Source organism: Streptomyces sp. NPDC005775, from assembly GCF_042871565.1.
In the GTDB taxonomy this organism is placed as follows: domain Bacteria; phylum Actinomycetota; class Actinomycetes; order Streptomycetales; family Streptomycetaceae; genus Streptomyces.
Genome location: NZ_JBIAIU010000022.1, coordinates 63327 through 74200, shown reverse-complemented (window position 1 = coordinate 74200; position 10874 = coordinate 63327). Strand labels below are relative to the sequence as shown.

General features: G+C 68.3%; 11 protein-coding genes, 1 rRNA gene and 1 riboswitch. Of the genes, 11 read left to right on the top strand and 1 reads right to left on the bottom strand.

Annotation, left to right across the window (positions count from 1 at the left end; translation table 11 throughout):
• The 11 genes from rrf to ACFYPA_RS35175 all read left to right on the top strand — a co-directional run.
• Window positions 1-84 (top strand): 5S ribosomal RNA (rrf, locus tag ACFYPA_RS35225); the annotation flags it as partial.
• A 146-nt stretch (window positions 85-230) separates the two neighbouring features.
• Window positions 231-839, top strand: a complete 609-nt coding sequence (locus ACFYPA_RS35220) for a CDP-alcohol phosphatidyltransferase family protein (RefSeq protein ID WP_266776362.1) — start codon at window positions 231-233, stop codon at window positions 837-839.
• A 113-nt stretch (window positions 840-952) separates the two neighbouring features.
• Window positions 953-3448 (top strand): mannose-1-phosphate guanyltransferase, encoded by a 2496-nt coding sequence (locus ACFYPA_RS35215; RefSeq protein ID WP_359086207.1) that lies wholly within the window; start codon window positions 953-955, stop codon window positions 3446-3448.
• A 153-nt stretch (window positions 3449-3601) separates the two neighbouring features.
• Window positions 3602-4525, top strand: coding sequence for a DUF881 domain-containing protein (locus ACFYPA_RS35210; protein WP_359315469.1), 924 nt, complete (start codon window positions 3602-3604; stop codon window positions 4523-4525).
• Window positions 4522-4854 carry a small basic family protein gene (locus tag ACFYPA_RS35205; RefSeq protein ID WP_003970459.1) on the top strand — a complete coding sequence of 111 codons (333 nt, stop codon included), beginning with the start codon at window positions 4522-4524 and terminating at the stop codon, window positions 4852-4854. Before ACFYPA_RS35210 ends, ACFYPA_RS35205 begins: the two co-directional genes overlap by 4 nt.
• A 5-nt stretch (window positions 4855-4859) precedes the next feature.
• On the top strand, window positions 4860-5648 hold the full coding sequence (locus ACFYPA_RS35200) for a DUF881 domain-containing protein (protein ID WP_359086204.1): 789 nt from the start codon (window positions 4860-4862) through the stop codon (window positions 5646-5648).
• A 61-nt stretch (window positions 5649-5709) separates the two neighbouring features.
• Window positions 5710-6627 (top strand): FHA domain-containing protein, encoded by a 918-nt coding sequence (locus tag ACFYPA_RS35195; protein ID WP_359086210.1) that lies wholly within the window; start codon window positions 5710-5712, stop codon window positions 6625-6627.
• Window positions 6628-6668: 41 nt separating this feature from the next.
• Window positions 6669-7412, top strand: coding sequence for a MerR family transcriptional regulator (locus ACFYPA_RS35190; protein ID WP_389136660.1), 744 nt, complete (start codon window positions 6669-6671; stop codon window positions 7410-7412).
• Between the two features lie 53 nt (window positions 7413-7465).
• Window positions 7466-7939: a bifunctional nuclease family protein gene (locus ACFYPA_RS35185; RefSeq protein ID WP_003970463.1), complete on the top strand. Its 474-nt coding sequence runs from the start codon at window positions 7466-7468 to the stop codon at window positions 7937-7939.
• A gap of 165 nt (window positions 7940-8104) precedes the next feature.
• Window positions 8105-8722 (top strand): MerR family transcriptional regulator, encoded by a 618-nt coding sequence (locus ACFYPA_RS35180; protein WP_359354821.1) that lies wholly within the window; start codon window positions 8105-8107, stop codon window positions 8720-8722.
• 93 nt (window positions 8723-8815) lie between these two features.
• Window positions 8816-10276: a DNA polymerase IV gene (locus ACFYPA_RS35175; RefSeq protein ID WP_359315475.1), complete on the top strand. Its 1461-nt coding sequence runs from the start codon at window positions 8816-8818 to the stop codon at window positions 10274-10276.
• Here the strand turns inward: ACFYPA_RS35175 and ACFYPA_RS35170 are convergent.
• Window positions 10201-10569 carry a PRC-barrel domain-containing protein gene (locus ACFYPA_RS35170; RefSeq protein ID WP_359086197.1) on the bottom strand — a complete coding sequence of 123 codons (369 nt, stop codon included), beginning with the start codon at window positions 10567-10569 and terminating at the stop codon, window positions 10201-10203. The two genes, ACFYPA_RS35175 and ACFYPA_RS35170, sit on opposite strands and share 76 nt — an antisense overlap.
• A gap of 113 nt (window positions 10570-10682) precedes the next feature.
• Window positions 10683-10780: riboswitch (glycine riboswitch) on the top strand.
• Window positions 10781-10874 lie beyond the last annotated feature (94 nt).

Sequence of the window (10874 nt, the reverse complement as noted above, 5' to 3'; positions counted from 1 at the left end):
TACATTCCGAACCCGGAAGCTAAGCCTTTCAGCGCCGATGGTACTGCAGGGGGGACCCTGTGGGAGAGTAGGACGCCGCCGAACAATTATTGTTGAAAAGCCCCGTGCCCTTGTGGCGCGGGGCTTTTCTGCGTTTACCGGCCCTCCTGGCACCCCTGTGCAGGTGCCGGCCGTGCCTGAGGGTAGGGTCAGGGGGCATCATTGGCACGTTCCTCACAGGAGGCCCCCGGGTGGAGGTCCAGGAGACCCGCGTTCAGACGGACCGGGTACTCACCATCCCCAACATCCTCAGCATGGCTCGCCTCGTCGGCGTACCCGTCTTCCTGTGGCTGATTCTTCGTCCTGAGTTCGGCGGGCCCCAGAGTGATGGCTGGGCGCTGCTGGTACTGATGTTCAGCGGCGTGAGTGACTACCTCGACGGCAAGCTCGCGCGTCGATGGAACCAGATCAGCAGCCTCGGACGGCTGCTTGACCCGGCTGCCGACCGTCTCTACATTCTGTCCACGCTCGTAGGACTGACCTGGCGGGAGATCCTTCCGCTGTGGCTCACTGCCGCGCTCCTGGCCCGTGAACTGATGCTTCTCGTGATGGTGGGAATCCTGCGCCGTCACGGCTATCCGCCGCCCCAGGTGAACTTCCTGGGTAAGGCGGCCACGTTCAACCTGATGTACGCATTCCCCTTGTTGCTGCTCAGCGACGGAAGTGGTTGGCTGGCATCGCTGGCCACTGTTTTCGGATGGGCGTTCGCAGGATGGGGTACAACGCTCTACTGGTGGGCAGGAATCCTCTATGTGGTTCAGGTCCGCCGGCTGGTCAAGGCGGATGCAGTAGCCGATTGAGCTCGTTGATGCGGTGCCGCGCGACGTGGCCGGCCCGCGGCTGATGACACAGATGCTGCCCCGACGGGCGAAGTCGGCTAGACCGTCGTCTCTTCAAGGAGGACGTTTCCGACATGAAGGCCGTTGTGATGGCAGGTGGTGAAGGCACTCGCCTTCGCCCCATGACCTCAAGCATGCCCAAGCCGCTCCTTCCCGTAGCCAATCGGCCGATCATGGAGCACGTGCTTCGCCTGCTCAAACGGCACGGGCTCAATGAGACGGTCGTGACCGTCCAGTTCCTTGCCTCGCTCGTGAAGAACTACTTCGGGGACGGCGAAGAGCTCGGGATGGAGCTCAGCTATGCGAACGAGGAGAAACCGCTCGGTACCGCAGGCAGTGTGAAGAATGCCGAAGAGGCATTGAAGGACGACACCTTCCTCGTCATTTCGGGTGACGCGCTCACCGACTTCGACCTCACCGATCTCATCGCCTTCCACAAGGAAAAGGGCGGGCTGGTCACGGTCTGTCTCACCCGCGTGCCGAATCCCCTCGAATTCGGAATCACCATCGTGGACGAAGCGGGTCAGGTCGAACGCTTTCTGGAGAAGCCCACCTGGGGCCAGGTCTTCTCGGACACCGTCAACACCGGCATCTACGTCATGGAGCCGGAGGTCTTCAACTACGTCGAGGCCGACGTCTCCGTGGACTGGTCCGGCGATGTCTTCCCGCAGCTCATGAAGGAGGGCAAGCCCATCTACGGCTATGTCGCCGAGGGCTACTGGGAGGACGTCGGCACGCACGAGAGCTATGTGAAGGCTCAGGCGGACGTGCTCGAGCGCAAGGTCGACGTCGAGATCGACGGATTCGAGATCTCCCCCGGTGTATGGGTGGCCGAAGGCGCCGAGGTGCACCCCGACGCGGTGCTTCGAGGGCCGCTGTACATCGGTGACTACGCCAAGGTCGAGGCCGGGGTCGAGATCCGGGAACACACGGTCATCGGGTCGAACGTCGTCGTGAAGAGCGGCGCCTTCCTCCACAAGGCCGTGGTGCACGACAACGTGTACATCGGTGATCACAGCAATCTGCGTGGCTGCGTGATCGGCAAGAACACCGACATCATGCGCGCGGCCCGGATCGAGGACGGGGCGGTCATCGGGGATGAATGCCTCGTCGGCGAGGAATCGATCATTCAGGGCAATGTCCGCGTCTACCCGTTCAAGACCATCGAGGCCGGCGCTTTCGTCAACACCTCGGTGATCTGGGAGTCGCGCGGACAGGCTCACCTCTTCGGCGCCCGAGGGGTGTCCGGAATCCTGAATGTCGAGATCACGCCGGAACTGGCCGTCAGGCTCGCCGGTGCGTACGCGACGACACTCAAGAAGGGCTCGACGGTCACCACCGCGCGTGACCACTCCCGTGGCGCCCGAGCCCTGAAACGCGCGGTCATCTCGGCGCTCCAGGCCAGCGCCATCGACGTCCGTGACCTCGAAAACGTCCCGCTGCCCGTGGCCCGTCAGCAGACCGCACGCGGTAGCGCCGGCGGCATCATGATCCGTACTTCGCCCGGAGTGCCCGACTCCGTCGACATCATGTTCTTCGACGAGCGGGGGGCGGACCTCTCCCAGGCGCAGCAGCGCAAGCTGGACCGCGTCTACGCCAGGCAGGAGTATCGCCGCGCCTTCCCGGGCGAGATCGGTGACCTTCACTTCCCGTCCAGCGTCTTCGATTCGTACACGGGATCACTGCTCCGGAACGTGGACACCGAGGGGATTGCGGACGCGGGGCTCAAGGTGGTCGTCGACGCGTCCAACGGCAGCGCGGGGCTCGTGCTCCCCAGCCTGCTGGGACGGCTCGGTGTCGACGCTCTGACCATCAACCCCGGCCTCGACGAGTCCAGGCCGACGGAGTCGGCCGAGACCCGGCGGTCCGGGCTGGTTCGGCTCGGGGAGATTGTCTCCTCGGCGAGGGCCGCTTTCGGCGTCCGGTTCGACCCGGTCGGCGAACGACTTTCACTGGTTGACGAGCGGGGCCGGATCGTCGAGGACGACCGGGCGCTGCTGGTCATGCTCGATCTCGTCGCCGCGGAACGCCGCAGCGGCCGGGTGGCGTTGCCCGTGACCACCACCCGCGTTGCCGAGCAGGTGGCCGCCTATCACGGCACCCAGGTCGAATGGACGATGACGTCGCCCGACGACCTGACGCGGGTGGGACGCGAGGAAGGCACCATCTTCGGTGGAGACGGGCGAGGCGGGTTCATCGTTCCCGAGTTCAGCAGCGTTTTCGACGGCGCCGCCGCGTTCGTGCGGCTCATCGGACTGGTAGCCAGGACGCAGCTCACGCTCAGCCAGATCGACGCACGCATTCCGCGCGCCCATGTGCTGCGGCGGGATCTGGCGACGCCGTGGGCCGTCAAGGGACTGGTCATGCGCCGTGTGGTCGAGGCCGCGGGGGACCGCGACGTCGACACGACGGACGGCGTACGGGTCGTCGAGGCGGACGGGCGCTGGGTGATGGTCCTTCCGGACCGGGCCGAAGCGGTGACCCATCTGTGGGCGGAGGGGCCGGACGACGCCTCTGCCCAGGCCCTCCTGGACGAATGGTCCGCGATCGTCGACAGCGCAGGTCAGTGAGGTGACCGGGGGCCGGGGCGGTCGAGTGATGCCGCCCCGGCCCCCGGATCGCGCCCGGATCGCGTGGTAGGGCTGAGGGAGCCGCCCGGCTGCCTTCCGCGCCTCGGTGGGGCCATTCGGCGGTAGCCGCTGCGACATGCGACGATGTGCGGCATGTCGCAGCAGCCCCCCGAACGGAGTACCGCCGCACCGCCGCCGCGCCCCGACGCGTCCATGTCGCTGCTGACCAATGTGATGGACCACAGCCTGGACGACGGATACGCCGAAGCGTCGGCGCGTCGCAAGGCCGACGGGCGTACGGGGATGCCCCGGACCCTCAAGGCGAAGCTCGGCTTCGCGGCATGTCTGGTGCTGGCCGCGCTCGTCGTGACGCTCGGTGCCGCGCAGGCGCGGGTCTCCGCGCCGGTCCTGGCCAAGGAGCGCGAGGAGCTCATCGACCGGATCGACGCCGAGACGTCCGCGGCCGACACCCTAGAAGCGCAGGTGGAGGAGATCCGCGACGACGTGGGCCGGCGTCAGCGCAAGGCGCTGGAGGAGCACGGCGGTGACCAGGCCGAGCTGGTGGCCCTGCTCTCCGGGGCGACACCGGTGCACGGCCCCGGGGTGAAGCTCGTCGTCGACGACGCGAAGGACACCGACCAGGGCGGGGGCGGACCGCGCGAGAGCAGCGGATTCTCCGACACGGGCCGGGTTCGCGACCGCGACATGCAACGCGTCGTCAACGGCCTGTGGCAGTCGGGCGCCGAAGCCGTCGCCATCAACGGACAGCGCCTGACCGCCCTGTCGGCGATCCGTGCCGCGGGTGACGCCATACTGGTCGACAACAAGCCGCTCGTGCCGCCGTACACGGTGCTCGCGGTGGGGGACGGGAAGAAGCTCGGCGCCGCCTTCAAGGACAGTGCCGACGGCCAGTACCTGCAGGCGCTGAAGGACACCTTCGACATCAGGACCAGCATCTCCGTCGAGGAGAAGGTGAACCTCCCGGCCGCCCCGAGCCTGATCGTACGGACAGCAGAGCCTTATAAGGCCGCAGACACCGGCAGTGGTGCGGCAGACACAGGGAAGGGCACATCGTGATCGCCGTACTGGGCCTCGTCGTGGGAGTCGTGGTCGGACTGTTGGTCCGGCCCGAAGTGCCGGCGGTGGTCGAGCCCTACCTCCCGATCGCGGTCGTAGCCGCCCTGGACGCCGTCTTCGGCGGTCTGCGTGCCATGCTCGACGGCATCTTCGTCGACAAGGTCTTCGTGGTTTCGTTCCTCTCGAACGTGGTCGTGGCCGCGCTGATCGTCTTCCTGGGCGACAAGCTGGGCGTCGGTGCGCAGCTCTCCACCGGAGTGGTCGTCGTCCTCGGGATCCGGATCTTCTCCAACGCCGCCGCGATCCGCCGGCACGTCTTCCGGGCGTGACGCCGATGAGCAACGACGCATTCGACGGCGACCGCGCCCGGCCCGCGGAGCAGGCCGGGCAGGCTCCTGAGGAGCTGACCGGGCGCCAGCGGCTGATGGCCGGAATCTGGCCGCCCCGGGTCACCCGCGCGCAACTCATCGTCGCGGTACTGCTGTTCGTCCTTGGCCTGGGGCTCGCCATCCAGGTGCGGTCGAACAGCGACAACAGTGCCCTGCGCGGCGCCCGGCAGGAGGACCTGGTCCGCATCCTCGACGAGGTGGACGACCGTACCCAGCGGCTCGAGGACGAGAAGCAGCGCCTCGTCGATCAGCGCACGGAGCTGGAGAACAGTTCCGACCAGGCGGAAGAGGCGCGGAAGCAGACGGTCGAGAAGGAGCGCCAACTCGGCATCCTCGCGGGTACGGTGGCGGTGCACGGCCCCGGCATCACCCTCACGGTCAACGATCCGGGTGACGCGGTGCAGGCGGACATGCTGCTCGACGCCCTTCAGGAGCTCCGGGCGGCCGGTGCCGAGGCGATCGAGGTCAACGGTGTGCGCGTGGTGGCCAACACGTACTTCTCCGGGGACGGAGGCGCCGTCGAGGTCGATGACCGCAAGATCTCCGCTCCGTACGTCTTCAAGGTCATCGGCAAGCCGCAGGACCTGGAACCGGCGCTGAACATCCCCGGCGGTGTGGTGCAGACGCTGGAGAAGGAGCAGGCCACCGTGCACGTGGCGCAGTCCGACGACATCGTCGTCGACGCCTTGCGACCGGCGGAGCGGCCTGACTACTCTCGGTCGTCGGCCCAGTGAACCAGGGTCGTGTGGGCGTCGGGGGACACGGGCGGGAGGTTGCGGGGGGTCGCCGCATCGTATTGGTGGTGCGTGGTGGAAACTGTCGAGTGGATACGGACGTTGTGAAGATGTCCGGGTCGGCAGGTGTGTTCATTCAGGGTTCGTCCTGCCCCACGGGCGGGTCTGTTTCGGTCAAGGGGAATCGCCCGTGAAGTTGTTTGGGAAGTTGTTCGGCAAGAGCGCTCGCGATGAGGCTGCACGCCATCGCGCACCGCGGCATGGCCAGACCGAGGAGCAGGGTGGCGAGCGCCCCCTCTTCCGCGATCAGGTGGGGGGCCCGGGGGGTGACAATTCGGGTGGTTCCGGCGCGTCGTCTGTTGACCCTGCCGGTCCTGGCCGCATAGGTTTCGGAGAACCGTCAACCTCAAGTACGGGTGGAGGGTTCGCCCCGAGGCAGGAGGCTTCGTCCATGCCGGTCTGTACGAGGTGCGGGCACCGCAACGCCGAGGCCAGCCGTTTCTGTTCCAACTGCGGCGCGCCGCTGCGGGGCGGGGTTCCGGAGCGGGCCTCGGAGACGACGTCGACCATCTCCATCTCCGGCCTGGAGGCCTACGAGGCGGAGGCGACCGGACAGACCTCCGTGCCGTCGCTCTCGCCCGAGGCCCAGGCCGCCGTGGACGCCCTGCCTCTCGGTTCGGCGCTCCTGGTGGTGCGTCGGGGGCCCAACTCGGGCAGCCGCTTCCTCCTGGACAGCGAGCTGACCACCGCCGGCCGCCACCCGCAGAGCGACATCTTCCTCGACGACGTGACGGTGTCGCGTCGGCACGTGGAGTTCCGTCGGAGCCCCGACGGCAGCTTCACCGTGGGGGATGTGGGCAGCCTCAACGGCACCTACGTCAATCGTGAGCGCATCGACTCCGTCGCGCTGTCCAACGGCGACGAAGTGCAGATCGGCAAGTACAGGCTGGTCTTCTACGCAAGCCAGCGCGGCATCTGACCCGCCCCCGGACTTTGTCGGGGGGACCCCCAGGAAGGTCCATGCTGAGAACACCGACGGGCGGTGCCGGAAACGGCACCGCCACTGCCGACGACCGCCCGATGAGCATCGGCACGGTGCTCCTGCAGCTGCGGGACGAATTCCCCGAAGTCACCATCTCCAAGATTCGCTTTCTGGAGGCCGAGGGGCTCGTCGAGCCGCAGCGGACCCCTTCCGGGTACCGGAAGTTCCGTCCGGACGATGTCGAGCGGCTGGCGCAGGTGCTGCGGATGCAGCGGGACCACTATCTTCCGCTGAAGGTCATCCGGGAGCACCTGGACGCCCTCGCCCGGGGTGAGCAGGCGCCCCTGCCGCCCCCGGGCGGTGAGGCGGAGCCGGCCGACGGCGCCTGGACCGTGGGGGCCGGGCGGGCGACCGCGGCACGCATCGGCCGTGCCGAGCTCCTTGCCGCGGCCGAGGTGACGGAGAGCGACCTCGATGTATGGGAGTCGTACGGTCTGGTCGCCCCGTCGGCGGGCGGCGGCTACGACGCCGAGACGGTCACCATCGCCAGGCTTGTGGCGGATCTGGGGCGATTCGGTCTGGAACCTCGACATCTGCGGGCGATGCGCGCGGCCGCCGACCGGGAGGCCGGGCTGATCGAGCAGGTCGTCGCACCCTTGCGCCGGCACCGGAATCCGCAGACCAGAGCCCATGCGGAGGCTACCGCGAAGGAGCTCGCCGAGCTGTCCGTGCGGCTCCACTCGGCCCTCGTCCAAGCCGCTCTGCAGATCCGTCTCCACTGATCCCGGTGGGGCCCGACTACCCAAACCTGCCGAGCACGTCCTAGGGTTGCTGTGTGAACGAGCTCGACGTTGTGGGTGTCCGGGTGGAAATGCCCTCCAACCAACCGATCGTGCTCCTGCGTGAAGTGGGAGGCGACCGGTACCTCCCCATTTGGATCGGTCCTGGTGAGGCGACCGCGATCGCCTTCGCCCAGCAGGGCATGGCTCCGGCCAGGCCGCTGACCCATGATCTCTTCAAGGATGTGCTCGAGGCCCTCGGCCAGGAGCTCACGGAGGTCCGGATCACGGATCTGCGCGAAGGGGTCTTTTACGCGGAGCTGGTCTTCGCCAGTGGAGTCGAAGTGAGCGCGCGGCCTTCCGACGCCATAGCGCTCGCGCTGCGCACCGGCACGCCGATCTACGGCAGTGACGGGGTGCTCGACGACGCGGGAATCGCGATTCCCGACGAGCAGGAGGACGAGGTGGAGAAGTTCCGCGAGTTCCTCGACCAGATCTCGCCGGAGGACTTCGGTACGAACAGTCAGTGACGTCCCAAGGGGCCCGTCAGCGCATTCGGCAAGCCTTTCCCGTTCACGAGTCACGGGAAACCACCCTCAGGGTGATTATCACTCGGCGTGCCGAGTGTGGCGATCGTTGACGCACCCCGGGTGACTGCCTACCTTCGAGTGGGCAGGTCAAGGACGGAGGTCGGCGTGAGAAGCAGCGGCGACGGTACGGCAGTGGGTGGGCCGTATCCGCAGCAGGGGAGTACAGCCGGCCACACCATCAGGCAACCGGTTGCGCCGGATGCGGTGACGGGGGACGGCGTGACATCGGCCGACGAGATCGGCTATCGAGGGCCGACAGCATGCGCGGCAGCGGGGATCACCTACCGGCAGCTCGACTACTGGGCCCGCACGGGTCTGGTGGAGCCGAGCGTCCGCCCGGCCCACGGGTCGGGCACACAGCGGCTCTACAGCTTCCGGGACGTGGTGCTTCTGAAGATCGTGAAGCGTTTCCTCGATACCGGGGTTGCCCTCCAGAACATCCGCACCACGGTGCAGCACCTGCGGGCGCGGGGCTTCCAGGATCTCGAGCGCATGACGCTGATGAGTGACGGAGCGACGGTGTACGAGTGCTCCTCGCCCGCGGAGGTCGTGGAGCTGCTCCAAGGGGGGCAGGGGGTCTTCGGCATCGCCGTCGGGGTGGTGTGGCGGGACGTGGACGCCGCGCTGTCGCAGCTGCACGGGGAGCGGGTGGACACCGGCGAGACACTGATCGGCAACAACCCCACCGACGAGCTGGCGCGTCGCCGCAACCGGGCGGGCTGACCGGATGGGAGCGAGGCCGCACCCCAGGAAACCGGGGTCGGCCCGCCGTTGTGACGGGGCGACTGTCAGTGGCGTAGGGCACCATCGATTGATGTGAGAGCCGCGCCCACCATCCTGCATCTGGACATGGATGCCTTCTACGCGTCAGCGGAGCAGGCGGCCAAGCCGAGTCTGCGCGGAAAGCCGGTCGTGGTGGGCGGACTCGGCCCCCGTGGAGTCGTCGCCACCGCCTCGTACGAGGCGCGCCGTTTCGGGGTGCATTCAGCGATGCCGATGGCACAGGCCAGGAGGCTGGCACCGAACGCGGCCTATCTCGTGCCCCGCTTCGCGCTCTACCGGACCGTGAGCGACCAGGTCATGGAGCTGCTGGGCCGGCTCTCGCCCCTGGTGGAGCCGCTCAGCCTCGACGAGGCCTTCGTCGACCTGGAAGCGGGCGGGACGGCGGACGACACGGCCTCGGCGATGGAGATCGGCGAACAGCTGCGCGGGGCGATCGAGGCCGTCACGGGGCTCAGCGGTTCCGTCGGGCTCGCAGGCTCCAAGATGCTGGCGAAGATCGCCTCCGAGGAGGCGAAGCCCAACGGAATCCTGGTGATAGAGCCGGGCACGGAGCGTGCGCTGCTCGCGCCCATGCCGGTGCGCACCCTGCCCGGCGTCGGACCCGCCACCGCGGACCATCTGCGCCGCGCCGGCATGACCACGGTCAACGACCTGGCCGAGGCGGGTGAGGCGGAGCTCGTACGGCTGCTGGGCAAGGCGCACGGCAGCTCCCTGCACCGCATGGCGTCCGGACTCGACGACCGGCCGGTGGTCGCCGAGCGCGACGCCAAATCGGTCTCGGTCGAGGACACCTTCGACACGGATCTCCACGACCGGGCCCGGGTGCGGACCGAGGTGGAGCGACTGGCCGGCCGCTGCGTCCAACGGCTGCGGGCCGCCGGACGGTCGGGACGCACGGTGGTGCTGAAAGTGCGACGCTACGACTTCTCGACCCTCACCCGCTCCGAGACGCTGCGCGGTCCCACCGACGACCCCACGGTCGTCAGAGAGGCCGCCGCACGGCTCCTGGAGGCCGTGGACACGACCGGGGGCGTCCGCCTGCTCGGTGTCGGCGTGACCGGTCTCGCCGACTTCACCCAGGAGGACCTGTTCGCGCAGGCCGCGGGTGAGCGGATGGCGGCCGAGCTGGTGGACACCGCCGAGCCGGGGGCGCCCGCCGTCGCGGACGAGGGAGGGCCGGACGGTGAGGAACCCGTGCCGGAAGGTCCGGAGCAGCTCGCCGCGCGGCGCTGGCCGGCCGGGCACGACGTGCGGCACGACGCCTACGGGCACGGCTGGGTGCAGGGCAGCGGGGTCGGGCGGGTGACCGTGCGGTTCGAGGAGCCGGAATCGCCGCCCGGCCGCGTCCGCACGTTTCGTATCGACGATCCACAACTGCGGCCGGCCGATCCGCTGCCGCTCGTACGCAACCCGGTGGACTACTCGTCCTGGCCGGCCAGCCTGCCGAAATCGCGGTCCGGCGCGGTCTCGGCCGGGGCCGAGTCCAGACCGTAGTGCCGGTAGAGCTGGAGCTCCTGTTCCGGCGAGAGATGGCGGCCGACCCCGAAATCGGGGGCGTCCTTGATCAGTGCGCGGTCGAACGGGACGCGCAGCGTGTCCTCGACGAAGTCGCTGGGCTCCAGCGGGACGAAGGCGTCCCGGCTGAACAGTCCGGTGCGTACGGCCGCCCATTCGGGCACACCGGTCGCGTCGTCGAGGTACACCTCGTCCACGGTTCCGATCTTGGTGCCCTTGCGGTCGAACGCCTTGCGGCCGATCAGGCTGCGCGGATCGATGTCGGTCTGCACGGTCCCTCCCACGGGTCACGGCTACTCCACAGGCACTACAGAAGTGCAGATCCGTGGCGTCGGCCACTCGAGATTTCCCTCGCATACCCCGCTGGTACGCTGGCAATGGCTGCTGACCCCGTGCGGGAGAGTCTTCCGGAGACAATCCGGAAGGCGCCGAAGGAGCAAATCCTCCCCGGAATCTCTCAGGCCCCCGTACCGCACGGACGAGGTCACTCTGGAAAGCAGGGCGGGTTCCGTACGGCCACGGCCGGACCGGAGCCCTTCCTCACCGACGGTGAAAGCCGGTGCGCCCCGCGGGCACC

Bases quoted from the DNA above. Each gene is read 5' to 3' on its own strand.
- ACFYPA_RS35190 (WP_389136660.1), top strand. From the start codon at position 6,669: ATGCTGAGAACACCGACGGGCGGTGCCGGAAACGGCACCGCCACTGCC.
- ACFYPA_RS35215 (WP_359086207.1), top strand. From the start codon at position 953: ATGAAGGCCGTTGTGATGGCAGGTGGTGAAGGCACTCGCCTTCGCCCC.
- ACFYPA_RS35210 (WP_359315469.1), top strand. From the start codon at position 3,602: ATGTCGCAGCAGCCCCCCGAACGGAGTACCGCCGCACCGCCGCCGCGC.
- ACFYPA_RS35200 (WP_359086204.1), top strand. From the start codon at position 4,860: ATGAGCAACGACGCATTCGACGGCGACCGCGCCCGGCCCGCGGAGCAG.